Genomic DNA, 21,434 nt, shown 5'->3' with positions numbered 1-21,434 from the left:
TCGCGCCGTCAGTGTCCGGCGACGACGCCCGACAGTTCGTTGGTGCTCTTCGGCAGGGTGACCGAGGTGATCTTCTTCCCCGTCTCCACGTCGACGGCGTGCAGCGCCTTCTTGCCGGGCTCGGAGACGTACGCGACGTGCCCGCGGACGAACAGGGTGGGCCGGGCCTGCTGCCAGTCCAGCGGCTCCTGCCACTCGCCCACGACCGGGATCTTCTTCTCGATCCTGCCGCTGTCCGGGTCGATGACGCGCAGGGCACCGTCGGTGCCCAGGACCAGGGCTTCCCCGTGCGGACCGCGGCCCAGTGAGCGGAAGGAGTAGCTCACGCCCAGGTCGACGAGGCGCAGCCGCTTCTTCTCGGTGTCGATGAGGGAGACACGGGTGGGCCGCTCCAGCTCGGCCTCCGGGTCGGTCTTGTAGTCGCCCAGCAGGACCGGCGAGGCGTCGCTGCCGGCCTGGTTGCCGATGCGGCCGTAGTCGTCGGGGGCGTCGATCTTGGTGAACCTGCCGTCCTTGTAGATCAGGATGCCGTCCTCGCAGCCGAGTCCGACGGCCTCGTTCCTGGCTGCCGCCTCGCCATGGACGCCGGGACAGTTCTCGTTGCGCGCGATCTCCTTGTTGTTCCCGTCCAGCACCAGCGCGCCGGTGCGCTTCTCCTCGGTGCCCAGGGTGGTGAGGAGTTCGCCGTTGGCCAGTTCGATGGCGACACCGTGGTGTGCTTCGGCGGAGGTGTAGGTGCGGCCTTCCGGCTTCTTGCCACTGCTCAGATCGGCGGGGTCGAAGACGTTGACCTCTCCGGTGCCGTCGGTGAAGAGCACGGTCTTTCCGGCGTGGCGTACCACGTGGCCGGGCTTGGGGCCCTGGTACTCGATATCGGTGAGGGCCTGGTCGGTGGCGTTCAGGACGCGGAACCCGCTGTCGGTGGACACGACGACGTGGTCCTGGTCGCCCGCGGGGTTGACCCGGTTGAAGCCGGGCAGGTCGATGGTCTTGGCGAGCTTGAGGCTCTTTCCGTCGAGGATGTACAGACCTCCGTCGAAGGTGGCGACCAGCGGATCCCTGACCGTCACCGCGGGCGTGGCGCTCGGGGTCCCGTCGGACGTGGTACGGGAGGCGGAGGAGCTCCCCCCGCCGCAGGCGGTCAGGACGGTGGTGACCGCCAGGGCCAGCGCCGTGCCCGTGAGCGCTCTGACGCGTATCGACTTGTTCATCGGTGTGTTCCTTTCTGCACCGCGCGACGGCGGCATGGAGGGGTGATGTGCCGGCGCCCATGGCCGGTGTGCCGGCTCGGAGGGGTCAGTGGCCGGTCAGGCCGGTGACCATGGCGGTGGTGTTGGCGCGCATCATCCGCAGGTAGGTGTCGGCGCCCCCGCCCTTGGCGGTCAAGGACTCCGAGTACAGCTGGACGACGCGAACCCCGCCGCCCAGCTCCGTCCGCAGTACCTCGGCGAGGCGCTGGGGCTGGGAGGAGTCGGCGAAGACCGTGCGTACGCCTGCCTTGTCCATCGCCTCGGTGAGGGAGCGCAGGTCGGAGGAGCTGGGTGAGGCCAGCGTGGTGCCGCTCGGGATGACCGCGCCGATCACGCGGAGGCCGAAGCGGTCGGCGAGGTAGCCGAAGACGTGGTGGTTGGTGACGAGGGCCCTCCGGTCCCCGGGGACGCGGTCGAACGACCTCTCCATCCAGGCGGTGAGCTCGGTGAGTTGCTTCGCATAGCGGTCGGCGTTGGCGCGCACGGTGTCGGCGTCGACGCCGTCGACGTGTTCGACGACCTGGTCGGCGAGCAGGGCGGTGACCTTGCGCATCCGGTCGGGGTCGGTCCAGAAGTGCGGGTCGGGCTGTCCTGCTTCGCCCTCGGGACCGCCGTCGCCGGCGGTGTGGAAGGTGAGCGGGCCGGCCGCCTCGCCGGCGGCGAAGGTGGCGACGCCGGACTCGCGTGCGGCGTCCACATGCCGCAGTACGTTCTCCTCGAGCCCCAGACCGTTGTGGACGATCAGGTCGGCGTGTTCCAGCTCGGCGGCCTGCACCGCCGACAGACCGAAGGAGTGCGGGTCGGCGTTGGGCTTCATCAGGACGGTGACGTCGGCTTCGCCACCGACGATCTCCCGGGTGACGTCGCCGAGGATGTTGGTGGTGACGACGATGTCGGGCCGGTCGTCGCCGGTGGTGCAGGCGGTGGCGGTAGCGGCTGTCACGAGGGCGAGAAGTCCCGCGATCAGGCGGCGCAGGCGGGCGATGCCCACCCGTACGTGCTGCTTCGCGCCGGTGCGGCTCATCGTCCGGTCTCCGCCATGAGGACGGGCCTGATGTCCAGGTCGAAGGAGCGCGCGATGCGCAGGCCGTCGTTGTAGTCGATCTCGAACACCTTCTTGCTTTCCGGGTCGTTGACGTAGGCGCGGCTGCGGTCGACTTCGATGACGGGGGCGCTGCCGTCGGTACGGGCCCATGTCCCTTCCGTCAGCAGCGACTTGGTTCGCGCCGTCCGTTCTCCGGTTGCGATGTCGTAGCCGTGCAGCGAGCCGTCGGTCTCCAGGACGAGCAACGGGGACCCCTCTCCGGCGGTGTTGACCGCGACGACCGGTCCGGTGTCCACCCGCGTCCAGGTCCGTTCGGCGACGTCGAGGACCCAGACGGCGTCGTCTCCGGCCGCGGCGGTGAGCGTGTCGCCGCCGGGCCGATGACGGAACACGGTGGCCCGTTCCGTCGCGGGGACATGTGTGCCGTAAGGGATCGCCTCGGCGGTGAAGGCACCGTTGTGTGCGCGGACGAGCAGGGCGCCGTCGGCGCAGCCGAAAATCACGCCGCGCCTGGTCACGGCGTCCCCTCGGGGCTCCGCGCACGTCACGCCCGGCGAGGCGACACGGTTTCCCCTGCGGTCGAGGACGACGAGTTCGGCGGTGCCGCTCCTGTTCCTGAAGGCGAGCAGGTGCTCCTCGTACGGGACGACGGCGCCGGTGTGGGTGCCCGGCAGCGTCACGGGAGATGTGATCTTCCCCTGCTCCAGTTCGCTGCGGTCGTACAGGAGGGTGCGCCCGCCCTCGTCGGTCACCGCGGTCACGGCGGCGTCGCTGCGTACCTGGGCGCGGCTTCCTGCGGGAAGCTCGCCCACGTCCCGTGTCGCCGCGCTGTAGTAGTGGACGTGGTCCCCGTGGTCCACCATCCAGACACCGCTGTCGAGGACGTGCGTGCCTCCGGGTGTGTGGAGGTAGCCGAACCTGCCGTCGGTCCCCAGCCGAACGGCGTCTTTCACCTGTGCCGTCGTGTGCACCTGGCCGGTGACGAGGTCGAGGATTCTGGTGTCGCCGTCGGCGGGGTCGTTGAGGAGGAGCCGGGACTGCTGCTCGGCGGCCTCCCGGGCTCCCTCGACGTGTCCGTGCGGGACGGCGGACGGGGAACTCGCTCCAGGTGATGCGGTGTTGCTGCCCGCGCCTCCACAACTCGTGGTGAGCAGCGCGGTGAGCACCAGTGCGGTCGATGCCCACAAGGTGACGTTTCTGCGTACGGTCATGGCGATCGCCTCTGACTTCTTTCAGTCGACTTCGAGTACGGGGGCCGGGGCGGGGGTGTGGCGCGCACGGCGGTCACGCAGGCCGGACACCATGTGGGAGAGGAAGAACAGGCTCACCGCGAGCGCCGCGACGGTCGCGCCGGCGGCGGTGCTCAAGTGCCAGGACAGAAGCAGCCCGCCGAACGTGGCGGTGGCGCCGAGCAGGGCGGCGAGCGCCATGACCCCGCGCACGCTGCGGGCCCAGGGCAGAGCGGCCGCCGGCGGTGCGATGAGCAGTCCGAGGACGAGCAGTGTTCCCACGATGTGGAACGAGGCCACGATCGCCAGACCGAGAAGGCCGAGCAGCACGGCGTGGGCCAGGCGCGGCCGCAGACCCAGGGTGTGAGCCTTGCGCTCGTCGAACGCCAGGGCCAGGAAGGCGCGGTGGCCGAGGACCGACACCACCAGCGCCGCGAGCAACGCCGCGGCGAGCACGAGGAGGTCCTGCTGCCGGACGGCGAGCACGTCACCGAAGAGGAAGCCGGTCAGGTCGACCGCGAAGGACTGCGAGCGCGAGACGATGATCACGCCGAGCGACAGCATGCCCACGAACAGCAGCCCGATGCCGGTGTCCTGGGACAGCCTCGGTGTACGGCCGAGCGCGGTGACGCCGGCCGTCATGACGAGGGCGCTGACCACCGCCCCCACCATCAGATTCCCGCCGAGCAGCGCGGCCAGCGCGACACCCGGCAGCAGCCCGTGGGACATGGCGTCACCGAGGAAGGCCATCCCCCTCAGCACCACCCAGGTGCCCGCCGACGCGCAGATCGCGGACACCAATATCCCGCCCCACAGGGCTCGTTGCACGAAGGTCACTTCGAAAGGGGCCGTCAGCCATTCCATGCGAGGGACACTACAATGAAAATCATGTTCACTAAAGCGCGCCCCTCCCCCTCCTCGCCCTCCGGGCGGACCGCCCATCTCTCCTTCTCCGGGTTGTGCGCCGGTTACCCAGGTCGCCCGGTGCTTCGTGAAATCAGCGCGGAGATACCGAAGTTGGCCACAACAGTGCTCGTGGGACCGAACGGCAGCGGCAAGTCGACCCTGCTCGGCGTGCTTGCCGGTGTGATCCATCCGACATCCGGTGATCTCCACCGCACCGGAGACCGGCCGCCCGCGTACGTACCGCAACGCGGAGCCGTCGGCGACACCCTGCCGCTCACCGTCCGGCAGACCGTGGAGATGGGGCGCTGGGGTGACCGGGGGCCGTGGCGCCGGCTGACCCGCCAGGACCACGCGGCCGTGGACGCGGCGCTCGACCGGCTCGAGATCCGGGACCTCGCCTCACGTCAGCTGGGCGAGCTGTCGGGTGGGCAGCGTCAACGCGCGCTCCTCGCGCAAGGATTGGCACAGGAGTCGGACCTTCTGCTCCTCGACGAGCCGACCACAGGTCTGGATCCTGAGGCGAGGGAGCGGATCGGGGCACTGGTGACGGCACTCGTCGCCGACGGGGTGACGGTCGTCCAGGCCACGCACGACCTGACGGTCGCACGCACGGCGGACGCCTGCCTCCTGCTCCAGGACGGCCGCCTCGCCGGACAGGGGCATCCTGACCAGGTTCTCACCACATCGGCACTGGCCCGCCTCTGGCAAACACTCTGAGGACCGGCAGCGCAGCCAAACCCTGCCGCCCCGCCGAGATCGCCGGCCGGGGGGGGAGGGCGGGCACTCGCCTGGTGCACGTCACGGGAACACTGAACGCACCGCCGACCCGGCTGCCGCTGTCCGTCTTCGAACGGGACTTTCCCGGAGCAGCCCCGGCCACCCGGCGGAAGGTGTCCGGACCGTTACGTGCGGCCGGCCATCTGCTGGAGGCGGAGGCGGCCCAGCTCGTCGCGAGCGACGCCGGAAGGGGCTCTGCGCCGGCGGTGGCGGGCACGTGACTGGGCGACCGATCAGGTCCTCTTCACCGAGGTGTGCGTCCGGGGCGGTGCCGGGCGGAGTCCAGCTCCCTCAGCCTGGTCACCAGCAGTCGGGCTTCCTCAGGGGCGGTGCGGATCCCGAAGACGTCGTCGATCAGCTCGGGCACCTCGTGCGGCCCGACGGCCCGCGTCACCCGGTCCCGGCCCGGGCGTTCCGTCGTCCAGACCAGGGCGTCGAGCGTGTCGTACCGGTCGATGCCCCGCCGCTGGATGAACGGGCGGGTGACGAACGGGGAGCGGTCATGGGTGGCGACGAAGTGGTTGCCGACCTCGTAGTCGACGGGGTACTGCGGGGTCTCGGTGAAAACCTGCCGCACCACCCAGCCGTCCGGTCCCTCCCTTCCGCCCCCGCGCTGGTGCACCGCCCAGCCTGGCGAGCCGTGAGTGATGTCCTGCCGGCGCAGCAGGAGCGGCCACGGGTCCGCTTCGCTGCGGCCGCCGTCGACCAGCTCGATGGGCTCCAGAGGGCCGTGGCCGAAGCCGACGTCGCTCAGCCACCGTGTGCCGTCCAGGTCCACGATCAACATCGCGTGCGTAGCCGGGCGGGGATCGGAGGAGTCCGCGCCGAGCTGTACCCGGCCGGAGACGGCGGTGAAGCGGAACCCGAGCTTCTCCAGCGCGGCGGCGAAGAGCACAACGTGCTCGTAGCAGTAGCCGCCCCGGCCCCGGCGCACCAGCTTGTCCTGGACCGAGGGCACGTCGAGCCGCACCTCGCGGTACAGGAAGCTGTCGAGGGTGTCCCAGCGCACGGTCAGCACATGCGCTCGCTGCAGGGCGCGCAGCGTCTCAAGAGTGGGCGTCCGGTCGCCCTCGTACCCGAGGAGGGTCAGGTAGGCGTCGAGACCGAGGTGTTCGCTGCTCCACATGTCCGGATCCGCCAGGAGAGCCACGCCCGTGACGCTCTGCGACGACTTCGGCATGGCTGGCCCCCTCTCGTCGGCTGCCCTGCGACCGTACGTGTCCACAGCATGCCCCCGGAGCGTCGCCGTCGCCACGTGACACGTCGGACCGGGCGGTGGGCGCTGTCGACGGCCTCCGCCGTTCACTGACATGCCGCCACCGCCCCGTCCGGCCTCGCGGGCAGCGCCTCGGGGAAGCACCCCCTTACGCGGGCGCTCCGCGACGCGGCGCTCACCGTCCACCCGGCTCCCCGGCAGCCGCCCTCCTGGGTCTGCCAGGGCATCGAGGTGATGCGCCGGCATCTCCGAGAACGCTGTGATCCTGGTGCCGGCACACGCGAGTGCGCGACGGCGGATCATGGGCATAGAATCAAATATATGTTCGATGACCTGCCGCCCGACCTCGACCGCCTGCACACTCTGCGGGTCTGGCACACCATGTGGCTGCAGCGCATCGACGCGAAGATCGCCGCGCTCACCAGACGGCGAACCGAAGAAGAACGCGGCCGCCGCAACCGGCCCGCGCCACCGGAGTGGATCGTCGAACTCGGCATCGGCGAGCGACGCCCGCCCCTGCGGGTCCACGCCGGCGACTGTCACATGGCCGGCAAGCGACACCGCCCCGTCGACCGGGACGAAGCCCGTCGCCTCCTCGCCACGGGACTCACCGCGTGCGGCCACTGCCGGCCCGACAGCCTGCTCGGCATCACGGACTTATCCCCGGCCCGCGTTCTGCGACCCGGTGGCCCGCCGACCGCTCTGCCGGCCGGTGTCAGCATGCCGACGGGACACGGAACGGCGATCGCTTCTCGCCGAGCGGTCCACCTCCCGCGACCTTTGTTCTGCCTCACGCCGATGCCACATACCGGGCCGCACCGGCAACGGCCTTGATCAGCGGCTCGGTACGGTTGCTCCTCAGCCAGGCGAGGCCGGCCGTGGAGGGAGGCAGGTCCGTGACCTCGACATAGCTGACGCCCGGGCGCGGGAAGAGGTCGCGGGCCGCAGCCGGCAGGAAACACATACCCTCGCCCCGCGCGACGAGATGAAGCAGCCCCTCCACGTCCGAGGCCACCGGTCCGTAGCGGACCGGTGTGTCGTCGGGCCGGGGGTCCACCGCCCAGAAGTCCCACCACACCCGCGGCACCTGGGGCGGTACGTCGATCACCGGACGGTCCGCCAGCTGCGCGAGGGTGATCCGTGCCCGCTCCGCGAGCGGATCGCTCGCCGGCAAACAGGCCAACCGGTCCTCCGTGGCCAGGTGTTGCACCTCTATGCCGTCGGGTACCGGTGGCCGCAGGAAGACAACATCGATGTCATGGCGGAACAAGGCGTCGAAGTGGTCTGCGAGGTGGAGGCTGCGCACGTCGATCTGGACCTGCGGGTGCCGCCTGTGCAGCAGGCTCAGGACGGCGCGGGTGTAGGGCATGGCCGCTTCGGCCCCGACGGTGCCCACCACGAGTCGGCCCGAGAGCCGGCGCGCCTGCGTCGAGGCGCTGTGGCTCAGCCGGTCCATGGCCGTCACCACGCCCCGCGCGTCCGCCAACAGCACCCTCCCCTGCGGCGTGAGAGTGACGGTCCGGCTGGAACGGTCGAACAGCTGCACACCGAGGCGCCGTTCGAGGTCCTTGATCTGCTGGCTCAGGGCCGACTGCGTGATGAAGAGGCGGGCGGCGGCACGGGAGAAGTGGAGTTCTTCCGCCAGGGCGACGAACAGCCGCAGCTGGTGGGCGCTCGGTGTCCGTGGATCGGGACCCATCGGTGCTCCCGCCCGGGAGACCGTTCCGCCGGCAACCATCATGAATCCCTCATGGATCAGTTCTCATCTCGCATGGACATGAGCAATGACATGCATCGAGTGGGAGTGGAAGGCTCGATCCGAAGCGACGCCCCGTGCAGCCCACCGGTTCCACGGGGTCTTCCGACCATCGCTGCGACCATCACTTTCTCGACAACCGGGGGCCCGCACATGTCCGTGAGAAGAGCGGTGGCGATACTCGCCGCCCTCCTGGCCGTACTCTTCAGCGCGGGCGCCGTTCAGGCGTCGACGCCGCAGGCCGACCGCACCATCCGTGCGACGCCGAGCGCGTCCCGCGGGGCCGATGCCGCGCCTCCCGCGCCCCAGGCATCGTGCACCGCCCGCAACGTCAGCCACTACGACGCCTGGACCGGGCGCACCTGGTCCCGGGACTGGGTGTGCGGCAACCGGGCCGGAGCTCCGCTGTACGGCTGCGCCAGCTTCATCGCGGCCTGCCCGGTGATCGGCTGGATCGACACCTCGTCGAGCTGGTTCGTGTGCTGGGGCCGGGGCGCCTGGCACAACGGCGGCAACAATGTCTGGTACTACACCATGGGGGACCGCGTCGCTCCCGGTCAGGACGTGCACCATGCCTGGGGATTCATCCCCGCCGTGGACGTGTGGACGTCGACCGATCCCTGGCCCGGCATGACGGAATGCAACATCCCGTAGGCCACACGGCAGCAGCCGCCAGGGCGCACCGTCCGGGGCCGCACGCGTCCGGCACGAAGGCTCCTCGACGGGGTGTCGCCGTGCCGGACAGCACGATGCCCGCCTCGGACGCTCCCCTCCCTCATCGCGTTTCCCGCATACACACCGAGGACCGTCACGACATGTTCCGTCTTGCACTCCGCTCCCCCACGCCCTCACACCGCACCCCGCCGCGCATGCTCGCCGCGGCCGCGGCTCTGCTCTCCCTCGCGTTCACCTGCGCGGCACTCCCGCACTCCGGTGCGGCAGCGGCGGAACCGAGGACTGCGGACGACACGCGGTCGGCCGCACCGCGAACCCCTCAGGTGCCCGCCGGTGTCACAGCCGGCGTAGCCGTGTTCGACCGGCAGACCGGCACCTTCACCGAGCAGCTCAACGCGTCGGCCACGTTCCGTTCCGCCTCTGTCGTCAAACTCCTGCTGGCTCTCGACTTCCTGTGGAACCGCAGCCCCGCCGACATCCCGGACGCCGACCGCGCCCGGCTGGACGCCATGCTCCGCAGCAGCCAGGACAGCGCGGCCAACCACTACTGGTCGACCTACGGCGGGCCCGCGATCGCCGACCGAATGATCACGCGTCTCGGTCTCGTCGACACCGCGCGGCCTCCGGCCGGATACGAGGGCTACTGGGGCTACACGGCCATCTCCGCCCGCGACACGGTGAAGATCTACCGCCACATCCTGGAAACGGCCCCGGCCGATGTGCGCGACTTCATCATGCAGCGTCTGCGCCAGTCGACCCGGTGCGCCTCCGACTCCTTCGACCAGCACTTCGGCATCGCCGCCGCCTTCAACCGGCCGTGGGCCGTCAAGCAGGGCTGGTCGGCCTTCTCCGCGAAAGGCACCTGCGGCACGGGCAGCAGCACCTCGGCCCGTGCGCAGGGCGGCTCCGCCGCTCCCGCCACGGGAGCCGCGGGCGTCGACCTGAGCCGGCCGGCGCTGCACACGACCGGCACCGTGGGGACCGGCGACCGCTCGATCGTCGCCGTCCTCACCCTGCACCCGGACGGCACCTCCTACGGCAAGGCCTACACCGACCTCGGCCGGCTGACCCGTTCCTTGAACGTTCCCGGCGGCACGGCGCCGACAGGCACGTGGTACGGAACGTGGGGGTCGGATGTGGCGGTCCGCAAGGACCCGGCGCTCGGAGACAACCTGCTGACCCGGCTCCCGGCCGGCGTGGAAGTGCTGGTGGGCTGCCAGAAGAAGGGCCAGGCGGTCTCCGTCCCGCCCTACACCAACGACTGGTGGGCGTACCTGCCGCAGTACGGGGGCTACGTCACCAACATCTACATCAGCCATCCGGACAACCAACTGCCCGACGTTCCGCTGTGCACAGAACAGCACTGATTCCGGGCGTCCCCGGAAAAGGAGTGACGATGTCGCGTACCGGTCGTTCCACCCTCGCAGTGGTCGGTGCCTTCCTGTGGGTACTGGCGTCCGCCTTCGCGTCGGCTCCGGCCCACGCAGCCCCGGACACGCCCCGCGAGAACGACAGCCACATCATGATCATGCCCCCGGCGCCCCAGGAGACCACCGCCTCCTCACGCGCCGTGGCAGCCGTCTCCCCCACGGTGTCCCCGGCGGCCGACTACGTCCACACGACGTCGGGCAACCCCGTCGAGTGCACCTCCGGCAACCTGTGCGCGGGCGTATGGGATCCCGCCGTGGGCAAGTACAAAGTCTTCTTCCTCTACCGGTGCGCCCAGTACTCCCTGTCGTACTGGAACGGCGTCGGCCAGGCCGTGAACAACCAAGTCGGGGCCGCCGCCTTCTTCTACGGCCAGAACGGACAGGTCCTGGACGTCGCCCTGCCGGAGAACAGGCCCTTCACGTACGACTGGACGCCGGTGTGGTCCATCCGCAACTGCTGAGGGACGCACGCCGGCCAGGACGGCGAACTTCGGCACCGGGTGCGTGGGATGCGGCGCGACCGTACTGAAGCACCCGGAGGGCCGGGCGCCCGCGCGGTCCGTCCCCGTCGCCATCCTCAGGGACGCGGCCATCCCCGCTCAGCTCGACGCACGGCCCCTGCCCCCGTCACGGGGCAGGGGCCGCTCTCCGGCGCCCGCTCGGCGACGTCACGTGGGAAGCCGTGGGAATCGCACAAAGGAGCCAAGGGTGGTGGCCACCCGCTTGGCCCGTCAGGTCTCTGTCGCCCTGTCAGACTCCAGGAGGGGACGCCCGGTGGGGCGTGGACGAGGCGCCTGGTGAGACGGGGTGGGTGTGACCGAGCGCAGTACGGCCGAGCGCGCCGTTCCGGAGGGGACGGGGCCGGCGACGGGAGGCAACGGCATCCCGTGCGCACGCGCGGCGACGGGGGACGGGCCGGGTGGGCGACAGTACGGAGACGGCCCCGGCGGACAGCGGCAAGGCGACCGGGCGGCGCGTGCGGTGCCACGGCACGTGGCCTGCGTGATGGACGGCAACGGCCGCTGGGCGCAGCGGCGTTCGCTTCCCCGCACGGCGGGGCACCAGGCCGCCGAGACCACTGTCATCGACATCATCGAGGCGGCCCGTGCAGCCGGCGTGGAGTGGCTCAGTCTGTATGCCTTCTCCACCGAGAACTGGAACCGCCCCGGGGCGGAGGTCGACTTCCTGATGGGTCTGGTCCGCCGGGTCGTGCGCAAGCACGCGCCTTTGCTGCTGGCCCGGGGCATCCGCTGTCGCTTCCTGGGGGTCGCCGACTCGCGTATCCCCCGTGAGCTGGCCGGGGATTTCGAGGACCTGGCGACGCTGACCGCCGACAACCGGGGGATGACGCTGACCGTGGCGTTCGACCACGGCGGGCGCCGGGACATCGTGGAGGCCGCCAGGTCGCTGATCCGCAGTGGGACACCCGCGGACGAGGTCACCGAGCGGCTCTTCGCAGACCACCTGCCGTTCCCCGACACTCCCGACGTCGACCTGGTCATCCGCACCTCCGGCGAGCAGCGCATCTCCAACTTCATGCTCTGGCAGGTCGCCTACGCCGAGTGGGTCTTCCCCGAGGTGCTCTGGCCGGACTTCCGGGCCCCCGACTTTCTTGCCTGCCTTCGTACCTACCGGCGCCGCGACCGCCGTTTCGGCGGTGTGCCGCCCCGCACGACGGGAGACCCTTCATGACCACCACGGGAACGGCCGACGAGAGGCCCTTGTTCGGCCCGGAATCACGCTTCAGCGGCTTCTTCGACGACCCGCGCTGGGCGCTGGCGATAATCCGTGCCACCGTGCTGGAGGCCGCGCACCCGCAGATCGGTGCAGCCCTCGTCGACAACTCCACGTTCGTCGCCCATCCGTGGCGCCGGCTGCGCAACACCTTCCTGAGCATGCGGCGCATGTTCGGTGCCGACCAGGCGGTTCGGGAGCGGGAGGCCGCACGGCTCAACAGGCTGCACGCCCGCATGAGCGGCTCCGATTCCCGCGGCCGTGCCTATGACGCGATGGACCGGGCGACCCGGGCCTGGGTGGTCGCCACTCTCTTCGAGAGCGCCGTCACCATGTGCCGGCTCAGCGGTCAGCCGCTCGACCAGGACACCATGGAGCGGATGTACGCCGAGTACCGGTCGTTCCTCGCCGCCCTCGACGGCGACGCCTCGGAACTCCCCGAGGACCTGGACGACTTCTGGCGGTACTTCGACCGGGTCGTCGAGGACGAACTGGAGAACACCGAGGCGGCCCGCGTCATCCTCTTCCGGCTCTTCGACCATCTGCCTGCCCCGGCGCTGCTGGACGGGGCGCCGACGCTGTGGGCGGCCGGCCGGGCTGTCGTCGGTCCGCTGCTGGGCGCGATCACCGTCGCCTCGCTTCCCGAGTCGTACCGGCGCCGGGCGGGTCTGCCCGAGATGCCCGGTGCCTCCACGCTCATGCAGGGCGCCTACTGCGCCGCCGGACTCGCCCGTTTCCTGCCCGAGGGCTGGGTCAATGCGGAAAGCATCATCGAGGCCCTCTCCCTGTCGCCCGACAGTGACGATCCTCGGGCACGGACCGTGGCCGCCCTGACCGCCCGCATGAAGCGGGCCTCGGCTCTGCTGCGTCTCCTCACACCGCTGAGCGGCGTCCCCCGGCCGGATCCGGCGCCCTCGGCGGGCACGGGAGAGAGCCGGCGTTCGGCGGAGGAGTTCTTCCGCACGGTGCTGGACCAGACCGGCGACGGCCATGTCGACTGGCCCGACCTCGCCGCCATGGCCCGTGAACTCTGCACCCGCCTCGACCTGGACGAACCCGAGGAGACCCGGCTCTACGACGCCTTCGCCGCCTGGTGGCGCGAGCTGCAGGCGGCCCTCGACACGGACGGCGACGGCCGCGTCAGCGCCGAGGAGTACGCCGCCGCCGTCCCCTCCCTCGCCGGACCCGCGCTCATCCGCGTCGCGGAGGTCCTCTTCGACGCCACCGACAAGGACGGCAACGGAAGCATCGACGCCGACGAGTACCGGACCCTTTTCCGCACCGCCTTCCACCGCGACCTGACCACCACCGACGGCGTCTACAGCCAGAGCGCCTTCGTGAGCGACTTCCTCTCCTTCATGTCGGGCCGCCGTACGAACACCGCGTACGACCCCCTTCTCGCCGACGCCTAGAGCAGGTCCCTCCTCGTCGGCGGCGTCAGAATGCGGCGCCGTCGACAGGGGGGCGAGCGCCGGATGCGCCCGTTCGCGGAGCGTAACCAGGCGCTGGCCACCGCCGGCGGCACGATCGTCACACCGACGACGCGTGCGCAGGTGGATGCCCGTAACGCGCTGCTCCGCGACCCGGAGGCGATGGCGAAGGAGCTGGCCACGGCGGAGGCCGAGGCACGACGGACGACGCACTCCTCCCTGACGCTGCCGGAGTACACGCCGGCGCCCTGAGCCGCCCTCTGACACAGAAGCCGGGCCCGAGCGCCGCCGGGCCGGGCTGCGTAGCCTCCTCGTAAAAGGAGCGAAGGGGATTCCGCATGACTCCGAAACAGCCCAGGACCGAGCTCGACGCTCGCTACAGTTCCGCGCTCAACCCGCGCCCGGGCGCGAAGGACGTCACCGCGACCGACTGGGCCGAGGCCGAACGCGAGCTGCGGACTGCCGAGGTCTTCTGGATCACCACGGTGCGACCGGACGGCCGGCTGCACGTCACGCCGCTGATCGCCGCCTGGCACGAGGGCGCGCTGCACTTCAGTACCGGGCCGGGAGAGCAGAAGGCGAAGAACCTGGCCGGCAATCCCCACTGCGCACTCACCACAGGGCACAACTCACTCTCCGAGGGCCTCGACATCGTGATCGAGGGAACGGCCGAGCGGGTGACGGATCCTGCGCGGCAGGACGAGGTCATCGCCGCGTTCGAGGCGCAGTACGGGGACCACGTCACCTCCCCGGAGGGACTCTTCTACGGCTTCGGCGACAGTATCCGTAAGGGCATCGACCTCCTGTTCGCGGTGGCACCCGGCACGGCGTACGGCTTCGGGCACGACGGCCAGGTTTTCAGCCACACCCGCTACACCTTCTAGCGGGCCTGGGTGCGACGAAGCCCGTATCCGACAGCTAGCCACACCGACCTGCCATGGGTGGCCCGCGGCTTCTGCTGTCCACGTCCTGGTCGCGCCTGGGGCCGGGCGGCCCGCCCTGCCCCCGTATGCCGTACTGGACGGGTGTCGGTTCACCGCTTGCGAAGCGACTCCCGCTGGATGAGCCTGGAGTCACGGGCAGCCGATGTGGTGGTTGCCCCTTGTCCACCCTTCGCAGGATGTCGAGGTGGCGGGCCCGTTCGGCGTACAGCCGCGCGCGACCGATGTCCTCGTCAGGGGATGGTCCGCATGGCCGCGCGGGGACGCCGACCGGGCCGGCTGGGTCCGCATGCTTGCGTGACCTTCGGGCGCGACCGGCCCTCGGATTCGCCGGCGGGCGAGCTGGGGCCCCGACGGCCGACCGCGGAAGGGGAGCACGAGGTGATGACACAACTCGGGCGGGCTCCCGGCCTACCGCGAGTCCAGCGGGGGCACGGCGCGACGAGGGGCCGCTGATGGGTTCGGTGAGGGCTCTCGACGTGAGGCTCTTCGACGAGACGGTGGCGGCGATCGCGTTGTTCGCGGGCTCTGAGCACCGGTTGGTCTACCAGAACGATGCGTGTGCCAGGCTGCTCGGAGCCCGGCCCGTCGGACTGCCCGCGAGGGAGGCGTTCCCCGAACCGGACGCGGAGGAGTTCCTGACGGTGTTGGACGAGGTGGTGACCACCGGACGGCCCCGCCGGCTCCCCGAAACGCGCGAGCCCGACCCCGGCGCCCCTGAGCAGGCGCGGTACTTCGTGTACTCCTGCACGCCGGTCACCACGGCGGAAGGCCGCGGCGCGATGGTCGTCGCGCTGGACACCACGGCCGAGACCGTCGCACTCGAGCGGTACGAGGCGGTCGTCTCGGCCGTCTCGCAGATGGTGTGGGTCCTGCGTGCGGACGGATCGGCGGAAGAGCTCGTTCCCGGCTGGCAGCAGCTGACCGGAAGTCCGGGGCACGGCCGGGTGGACGAACGGTGGGGTGCGTACATCCATCCGCGTGACAGGGCCAGGCTTCGGCTGGAGTGGGATGTCGCACTCGCTCAGGAGCCCCCGGGCGTGTTCGAGACGACCTTCCGGGTGCGGGCCGCTGACGGCTCGTACCGTCATGTGTCGACCCGGTGCGTGCCCATCCTGCGGAACGGCCGTGCGGACGAATGGATCGCTGCGAGCGACGACGTCGAAGACACGTGGAGCGCGACACTGCGGGAACGTCTCATCGCTCAGATCGCACAAGTGTCTGGAGGAGGGCTGGACGAGGCCTTCGCCGCGGTGGTGAAGGCGATCGTGCCGGAGCTCGCCGACGCGTGCGTGATCATGCTGCTGGACCAGGAGGAGTGGCCCCTGCCCGAGCACGCGCCCGTCACGGCCAGACGGGCCGCCTCTTCCACCCGCCACGGCCTGCCGGCACGACCTCCGCTGCGGCATCAGACGGTCGTCATCAGCGACACGGTCCGGGACATGCTGGAGAGACAGGCCCCCTGCACCTTCCACCTGCCCGTGGGAAAGGGAGTGCCGCCAGGCATCGTCCCGACGGTCACCGAGCACTGGCTCATGAGCTCGGAGGCCACCAGCGTGACCCTGTACCCGCTGGTGGCCGAGGACATCGTCCTCGGTTACGCCGTCACCAGCGCCAACGGTGACGCCCCAGCTCCCGACCCCGCCGACATCGAGCTGCTGCAGAGGATCTTCCGTTTCGCCGAACCGCCCATCCGTAAGGCTCTTGACCTGCAGCAAGCACGCCGCACTGCTCTGCGTCTCCAGCACGCTCATCTCACCAGCCCACCGGCCGTGCCCGGCGCGAGCCTGGCCGCCTGCTACGAGCCGGCCAGCTCCGCCAATGAGATCGGGGGCGACTGGTACGACGCCGTCGTCTACGCCGACGGCACCCTCGTTCTCGACATCGGAGACGTCGCCGGGCACGACCTCACCGCGGCCACGGTCATGGGACAGCTCCGCAGCATGCTCCGCGGCCTTGCCTGGAACAAGGGTCCGGAATGCATGCCCTCCACCGTCCTGACCATGCTCGAGAACGCCGCCGAAGGCCTCGACACCGCCTCCTTCACCACCGCCATCCACGCCCGCCTGCAACGTCACGTCGACGGCGCCTGGCACATGACCTGGTCGAACGCCGGACATCCGCCGCCCCTGCTCATGCCCGCCCAGGCTGAGCCGTACTTCCTCACAGGCACCGACGAGGACCCCCCGCTGTGCGTCGACCCCACCCTTCCCCGCACCAGTCACAGCCACATCCTCGCCCCCGGAGACACCCTCCTGCTCTACACCGACGGCCTCATCGAGACCCCCGCAGCATCCCTCGGCGAAGGCCAGCACAGACTTCTGACCGCGGCCGCGCACCAACGCGGCATGCCCCTGTCTGAACTCCTCGGTTCCCTGCAGGACAACCTTTCCGACAACCGAGACGACACTGCCCTGATCGCCTTCCGTGCCGATCCGCCTGACTGAGAAGCCGAAGACCCCGCGGACAGGTTCACCTCCTTCTCCAACCTCGGGTGCCGCCCTTCGCCGGCGCCGCGGTAGCCGCCGTCGGCGATCACGGTGGCGGTACCGGCGGCGTCCTTCGCTCGGGACAACTCCCGCCTTTCCACCCTGACATCTGTCAGGTACCCGCCCGGCAATGCCCCCTGGTAGGCATAGGACATGTCAAACAGAGCCAGGAAGGGAACCACCATGAGGAACAAGCTCCGCAACCTGCTGGCCATGGCCGCCGTCGCCGCTGCGACCGGCGCCACCGTGCTCACGGGCGCGACCGGCGCCTCCGCCGCCGCTCAGGACTGGGCCGGCTGCCCGGACGGCAACGTCTGCATCTACGCCGAGGGCCGCTACAGCAACATCGGCGCCGGAGACATCACCAACAAGTACTTCCGCTACGGCACCTACAACCTGTCGAACCAGGTCAACCAGCACTGGGTCCTGAACAACCAGAACGGCCCGTTCGAGGACGCCTACGTGAAGCTGTGCACCGGTTACAACGGCACCGGCGACTGCAGCAAAGTTCTGGGTCCGGGTTACGGGGAGTACCTGAACCTGACCCCGATCAACTCGATCGTCCTGTACCGGTAGTTCCCAGCGGTCCCGCGCTCTCCTCCGCCATCACCCGGCCCGCCTCGAACTCCAGCGTCTCGTCCTCCATGGCCTGGTCGGTGTCGAGGCGCTTGCCGATTTACTTCTGCGCGGCGGCAGTTGAGTGTGAGCCGGGCGGCTCGCGCAAGCCGCCCGGCTGATTCCACCAGCAACTGCACGCGGTGGAGACTTCGGCAGCTTCCACCCCCGCCGGTGGCCTCGTCGAAGGTCAGTTGCCCACGGGGTACCGGCTGGTGATCGCGACCCGGTTGAAGGCGTTCATCACGGTTGCCAGCCAGGCGACTGCCGAGATCTGGTCCGCGGTGAGTATGGCCGCGGCGGCCTTGAAGTCCTCGTCGCTCACGTGTCCGTCCGGCACGAGTGTGATCGCCTCGGTGAGGCGGAGGGCGGCGCGGTCGGTGTCGGAGAAGTAGCCGGTCTCCGCCCATGCGGGCAGCACCGCGATCCGGTCGGGATTCTCGCCCTTCTTGAGGGCGTCGTGGGTGTGCATGCGCAGGCAGAACGCGCAGCCGTTGATCTGGGAGGTGCGGATCCTCAGCAGTTCGACCAGAAGCGGGTCGAGGCCCGCTGCGGCGGCGGCCTTCGCCACCTCCGACGACAGGGCGATGAGGGTCTTGTAGGCGGCCGGGTGCTGCTCGCCGAGGTTGACGCGCTGGGGGTCGGTCATGGTTCCTCTACTTTCTTCGTGGGATCGCGCCGCGCTTGTCGGGCACGTCTTGGTGGTGGACGGGGCGCGCTCCCGCAGGGACGGAGCCGGCGACAGGTGTCGCCGCCCCGCTGCACGCCCCATGGCTGCGACCGGCTTGGTCCGGCCGGTGGTCTCGGTGAGGACGCGGTGGGCGTCTCGCGGGAGTACGCCTGTCAGGGGCGGACGCGATGGACGCGTTCACGCTCCGTCTTCGACGCCTGCGGCGTCCACTGCCTCGCTCGGGCCACCCGCCGTCGTGCCCGCCAGACGAGTCGCCGAGGACCCGGCCCGGAGACATCCAGCACCTCGGCGATCCGGCCGAATGCGGGACCGATGACATCGCGCAGGGCGAAGGCCATCCGCTCCGGCGGGCTGTCACGTTGCCTTTCATGGCGTTCTGATCAGCTCGGCCAGGGAGCGCCCAGCACGCGCTCGACCGTGGTGGTGCGGCGGAAGCCGGGAACGAAGTGCTCCAGCACATCGGAGTTCACCGTCCCGTTCGTGGTCTCGGGTCGGTGCTTCAGCCCGTCGACGTAGGCCCTCAGGAATTCCTTCTTGAAGTCGCCCCGGGGGTGGGCCGCGGTGATCTCGTCCACCTGGCTGCCGTCCAGCTCGTCCAGACCCAGACCGAGCACGTCGGTCAGAACACCGAGGTTCGTCATGGCGATCTCCGGGCCCATCCGGTCGGGAATCCCCGGGGTCGTGTGCAGCGCGATCGCCGTCCACACCACAGCGGCCGCCGTGGCCGGGAAACCGCGGTCGAGCATGAATTTCTGCGCGTGGTCCGCTCCGTCGACCTCGAAGCGCTGCTCCACGTCGGAAAACGGCGTCATGAGACCGGTGTCGTGGAACATCGCGGACAGGTAGAGAAGCTCCGGGTCGGGCTCCAGGCCCAGTCTGTGAGCATGAATGGCGCCGAAGACGAAAACGCGTCGGGAGTGGTGGTAAATGAGAGGGCTGGTCGTCTCCTGCACGCGGCGGGTGGCCTCCACGACCGCCGCCGTCTCAGGGATCTCCACCCCCGCGATGATCTCGCTCATGACCTGTGCTCCTTCGGATTTCGGTGTGTTACGAATGGACGGTGCGTCCGTTTTCCACAGTGCCAACCACCCGGCCACCGGCGCTCCCTCGGTCCGGCCACGAGTCACCCGAATCCGGACAGGCGGGCAGCGGGATCGTGGGCTCCGCCACGCATCAGGTCGCGATCCTCGTCTACGACGGGGTCAAACTCCTGGACGTCGTCGGCCCCGCGGAGGTGTTCGGAGAAGCGAACCGGCTCGGCGCCGACTACACGATCGTGCTGGTGTCACCGACCGGCGCCGATGTCACCTCCTCCATCGGGATCCGGATCGCGGTCGACGGCGCCGCCACGGAGCCCGCTCCTGACACGTTCCTGGTGGCCGGCGCGGACCTCTACCCGCGCACACCTGTGCCCCGTGATCTGATCGACGCCACGCGCACGCTGGCGGCCCGCGCCGGCCGTGTCGCGTCCATCTGCACCGGAGCCTTCGTCCTCGGCGCCGCCGGCCTCCTGGACGGCAAGCGGGCGACCACGCACTGGCAGGTCGCGCACGAGCTCGCCGCCCGCTGCCGGTCCAGTCACGTCGAACCCGACGCGATCTACGTCCGTGACGGCACCACTTACACCTCGGCCGGCGTGAGCGCCGGCATCGACCTGGCCCTGGCACTCGTCGAGGAGGATCACGGCCCTGATCTGACCCGCGACGTCGCCCGCGCCCTGGTGGTCTATGTGCAGCGTTCGGGCGGCCAGTCCCAGTTCTCCGCCCCACTGCAGGGACCGCCGCCCCGATCTCCGGCCCTCCGCAGGGTCACCGACGTGGTCACGGCGAACCCCGGGGGGAAACACTCACTCGGCGAACTCGCCAAGCACCTCAATGTGAGCCCCCGGCATCTCACGCGGCTCTTCCGCGAAGAGCTGTCCACCACGCCGGCCCGGTACGTGGAGATGATCCGGTTCGACATGGCGAAAGCCCTGCTCGACCAGGGGCATACCGCGACGCAGACGGCATCCCTCGCCGGATTCCCGAGCTACGAAAGCATGCGGAGAGTTTTCGTGAGGGAATTGTCGCTCAGCCCTGCCGCCTATCAGCGCCGCTTCAGGACAACGCGGTGACGGAACCGTGACGGGCGTGAGTCGACACGCGCCGGGCCGGTTCGTCTCAGGTTCCGTGGTGCGGGTGGTCAGCTTTCACTCTCCGGTGGCGGGCGCTCCCGTGGGCAGCGCGGGAGGGGGCGGGCAGGTGTCGGTGGGCGGCGCGGCTGCCGCCGGCCGCGTCGCCCCCTGGCCGGCTCGCGGGTCGCGTTGGAGGGCGGGCAGGGTGAGCTGCCACCAGTCGGAGAGGCGGACGGTGAGCGCATGGGACCCTTCCAGCGCCTCCGTGAGGGTGCAGAACCCGTAGAAGGCGCGGACCAGGGTGCGGGCAGTGGCAGCCGGGCGGACACCGGCGGCCAGGCATCCCCCGGCCCGGGCCTCGGCGAGCAGGCGTGTGACCGCGGTCGTCCAGAGGACGAAGGGGTCGGGGAGCTCCACGTTGATGGTGTGGCGCTCGGCCCACAGGCGGGCACCCGCGCGTGTCACGGAGTCCTCCGCGAGAGCGCGGGCGATGTCGTAGCTCAACGCGACGAGGCGTTCCAGGGGTGGCACGCTCGGGTCGTCGTACCGGGGGACGAGGCTCGGCCAGGTCGCGAAGCCTTCCCGGACGACCGCCTGGGCGATGCCTTCCTTGCTGGCGTAGTGGAAGTAGACGGATCCGCTGGTTCGTCCCGACCGGGCGCTTATGTCGTTGACGCTGGTGCCGGCGTAACCCTGCTGGGCGAAGAGACAGGCGGCTGCCTCCAGGAGTGATCTGCGGGTTGCTCTGGCCCGTTCCTGCAAGATCTTGCGCACCTCGTTCGGCTCCGTAGTGAACGGCCCACAATGTAGTGCGCCCGCGTACGCCCGGTGCAATGAACCGTCAGCCACACGGCGGGATTGCGGCATTTCTTTCGAATCTGAACACCTACGAGTGGAAATTGGCTTCAGGGTGCCGCTCCTGGTTCGCCGAATTCCCCTTTCATCGCACGCGGGGGCGTGACTCCTCGCCGCGAACAGATCCCGCAACTCGCCTTGCTCACAGCGGGGATGACGCCGCCCCGGGGGACCGGCAGACGGCGGGCCGGGCAACCGCTTACACCCTGATCACCTGCGAGGCGAGTACTCGAAACGGTGATTGCGCCGTATTTCGGAGGCTAAATATCGTAGCCGTTGCAA

21 protein-coding genes and 1 pseudogene are annotated in these 21,434 nt (G+C 70.1%); 12 read left to right on the top strand and 10 right to left on the bottom strand.

What is annotated here, in order from left to right:
- Positions 1-8: 8 nt before the first annotated feature.
- The 4 genes from aztD to aztB all read right to left on the bottom strand — a co-directional run bounded on the left by aztD (position 9) and on the right by aztB (position 4,388).
- Positions 9-1,211, bottom strand: coding sequence for a zinc metallochaperone AztD (aztD, locus tag ELQ39_RS31780; protein ID WP_242595391.1), 1,203 nt, complete (start codon positions 1,209-1,211; stop codon positions 9-11).
- 85 nt (positions 1,212-1,296) lie between these two features.
- Entirely contained in the window at positions 1,297-2,274 is a 978-nt protein-coding gene (gene aztC / locus ELQ39_RS31775; protein WP_242595390.1) for a zinc ABC transporter substrate-binding protein AztC, read from the bottom strand.
- Positions 2,271-3,506, bottom strand: a complete 1,236-nt coding sequence (locus ELQ39_RS31770) for a hypothetical protein (protein ID WP_242595389.1) — start codon at positions 3,504-3,506, stop codon at positions 2,271-2,273. Before ELQ39_RS31770 ends, aztC begins: the two co-directional genes overlap by 4 nt.
- Positions 3,507-3,527: 21 nt before the next feature.
- Positions 3,528-4,388: a zinc ABC transporter permease AztB gene (aztB, locus tag ELQ39_RS31765; protein WP_242595387.1), complete on the bottom strand. Its 861-nt coding sequence runs from the start codon at positions 4,386-4,388 to the stop codon at positions 3,528-3,530.
- A 15-nt stretch (positions 4,389-4,403) separates the two neighbouring features.
- On the opposite strand from aztB, the gene aztA reads away from it, so the two are divergent.
- Positions 4,404-5,147: a zinc ABC transporter ATP-binding protein AztA gene (gene aztA, locus ELQ39_RS31760; protein WP_242595385.1), complete on the top strand. Its 744-nt coding sequence runs from the start codon at positions 4,404-4,406 to the stop codon at positions 5,145-5,147.
- A 304-nt stretch (positions 5,148-5,451) separates the two neighbouring features.
- Here the strand turns inward: aztA and ELQ39_RS31755 are convergent, their stop codons facing one another.
- Positions 5,452-6,387 carry an arylamine N-acetyltransferase family protein gene (locus ELQ39_RS31755; RefSeq protein WP_225644297.1) on the bottom strand — a complete coding sequence of 312 codons (936 nt, stop codon included), beginning with the start codon at positions 6,385-6,387 and terminating at the stop codon, positions 5,452-5,454.
- A 357-nt stretch (positions 6,388-6,744) separates the two neighbouring features.
- Between ELQ39_RS31755 and ELQ39_RS31750 the strand changes: the two genes are divergently transcribed.
- Positions 6,745-7,257 carry a DUF6233 domain-containing protein gene (locus ELQ39_RS31750; protein WP_242595383.1) on the top strand — a complete coding sequence of 171 codons (513 nt, stop codon included), beginning with the start codon at positions 6,745-6,747 and terminating at the stop codon, positions 7,255-7,257.
- Here the strand turns inward: ELQ39_RS31750 and ELQ39_RS31745 are convergent.
- Positions 7,214-8,122 (bottom strand): LysR substrate-binding domain-containing protein, encoded by a 909-nt coding sequence (locus tag ELQ39_RS31745; RefSeq protein ID WP_190003412.1) that lies wholly within the window; start codon positions 8,120-8,122, stop codon positions 7,214-7,216. The genes ELQ39_RS31750 and ELQ39_RS31745 overlap by 44 nt on opposite strands.
- 210 nt (positions 8,123-8,332) lie before the next feature.
- Here ELQ39_RS31745 and ELQ39_RS31740 point away from each other — a divergent pair, with 210 nt between their 5' ends.
- The 9 genes from ELQ39_RS31740 to ELQ39_RS31700 all read left to right on the top strand — a co-directional run bounded on the left by ELQ39_RS31740 (position 8,333) and on the right by ELQ39_RS31700 (position 17,454).
- Complete coding sequence (locus tag ELQ39_RS31740; protein ID WP_190003411.1) at positions 8,333-8,833, top strand: hypothetical protein; 501 nt, start codon at positions 8,333-8,335, stop codon at positions 8,831-8,833.
- A gap of 161 nt (positions 8,834-8,994) precedes the next feature.
- Complete coding sequence (locus tag ELQ39_RS31735) at positions 8,995-10,221, top strand: class A beta-lactamase-related serine hydrolase (RefSeq protein ID WP_242595381.1); 1,227 nt, start codon at positions 8,995-8,997, stop codon at positions 10,219-10,221.
- Positions 10,222-10,250: 29 nt separating this feature from the next.
- A complete protein-coding gene (locus ELQ39_RS31730; protein WP_225625290.1) occupies positions 10,251-10,745 on the top strand; it encodes a hypothetical protein in 495 nt (164 codons plus the stop codon).
- Between the two features lie 520 nt (positions 10,746-11,265).
- Positions 11,266-11,976 (top strand): polyprenyl diphosphate synthase, encoded by a 711-nt coding sequence (uppS, locus tag ELQ39_RS31725; RefSeq protein ID WP_337663033.1) that lies wholly within the window; start codon positions 11,266-11,268, stop codon positions 11,974-11,976.
- Entirely contained in the window at positions 11,973-13,430 is a 1,458-nt protein-coding gene (locus ELQ39_RS31720; protein WP_242595379.1) for an oxygenase MpaB family protein, read from the top strand. The genes uppS and ELQ39_RS31720 overlap by 4 nt, the downstream gene beginning before the upstream one ends.
- A 63-nt stretch (positions 13,431-13,493) precedes the next feature.
- Positions 13,494-13,700: a hypothetical protein gene (locus ELQ39_RS31715; RefSeq protein ID WP_242595377.1), complete on the top strand. Its 207-nt coding sequence runs from the start codon at positions 13,494-13,496 to the stop codon at positions 13,698-13,700.
- 86 nt (positions 13,701-13,786) lie between these two features.
- Positions 13,787-14,332, top strand: coding sequence for a pyridoxamine 5'-phosphate oxidase family protein (locus ELQ39_RS31710; RefSeq protein WP_225625294.1), 546 nt, complete (start codon positions 13,787-13,789; stop codon positions 14,330-14,332).
- A gap of 512 nt (positions 14,333-14,844) precedes the next feature.
- Positions 14,845-16,836, top strand: coding sequence for a SpoIIE family protein phosphatase (locus tag ELQ39_RS31705; RefSeq protein WP_242595375.1), 1,992 nt, complete (start codon positions 14,845-14,847; stop codon positions 16,834-16,836).
- Between the two features lie 225 nt (positions 16,837-17,061).
- The gene (locus tag ELQ39_RS31700) at positions 17,062-17,454 is read left to right on the top strand and encodes a hypothetical protein (RefSeq protein WP_242595373.1); all 393 of its coding nucleotides are present in this window, start codon (positions 17,062-17,064) and stop codon (positions 17,452-17,454) included.
- Here the strand turns inward: ELQ39_RS31700 and ELQ39_RS31695 are convergent.
- From ELQ39_RS31695 to ELQ39_RS31685, 3 genes and pseudogenes are all read right to left on the bottom strand, one after another.
- Positions 17,429-17,542 (bottom strand): annotated as a pseudogene (locus ELQ39_RS31695) (DUF5063 domain-containing protein); the annotation flags it as partial. The gene ELQ39_RS31700 and the pseudogene ELQ39_RS31695 sit on opposite strands and share 26 nt — an antisense overlap.
- 141 nt (positions 17,543-17,683) lie before the next feature.
- Complete coding sequence (locus tag ELQ39_RS31690) at positions 17,684-18,142, bottom strand: carboxymuconolactone decarboxylase family protein (protein ID WP_242595371.1); 459 nt, start codon at positions 18,140-18,142, stop codon at positions 17,684-17,686.
- A gap of 422 nt (positions 18,143-18,564) precedes the next feature.
- The gene (locus tag ELQ39_RS31685; protein ID WP_242595369.1) at positions 18,565-19,203 is read right to left on the bottom strand and encodes an HD domain-containing protein; all 639 of its coding nucleotides are present in this window, start codon (positions 19,201-19,203) and stop codon (positions 18,565-18,567) included.
- A gap of 137 nt (positions 19,204-19,340) precedes the next feature.
- Between ELQ39_RS31685 and ELQ39_RS31680 the strand changes: the two genes are divergently transcribed.
- On the top strand, positions 19,341-20,297 hold the full coding sequence (locus tag ELQ39_RS31680; protein WP_242595367.1) for a GlxA family transcriptional regulator: 957 nt from the start codon (positions 19,341-19,343) through the stop codon (positions 20,295-20,297).
- Positions 20,298-20,372: 75 nt separating this feature from the next.
- Here the strand turns inward: ELQ39_RS31680 and ELQ39_RS31675 are convergent, their stop codons facing one another.
- Positions 20,373-21,071, bottom strand: coding sequence for a ScbR family autoregulator-binding transcription factor (locus tag ELQ39_RS31675; RefSeq protein ID WP_242595365.1), 699 nt, complete (start codon positions 21,069-21,071; stop codon positions 20,373-20,375).
- Positions 21,072-21,434 lie beyond the last annotated feature (363 nt).

Source organism: Streptomyces sp. GB4-14 (assembly GCF_022696125.1).
Taxonomy (GTDB): Bacteria; Actinomycetota; Actinomycetes; order Streptomycetales; family Streptomycetaceae; genus Streptomyces; species Streptomyces werraensis.
The sequence above is the reverse complement of the archived record's forward strand: the minus strand, read 5'-3'. Positions and strand labels throughout refer to the sequence as shown.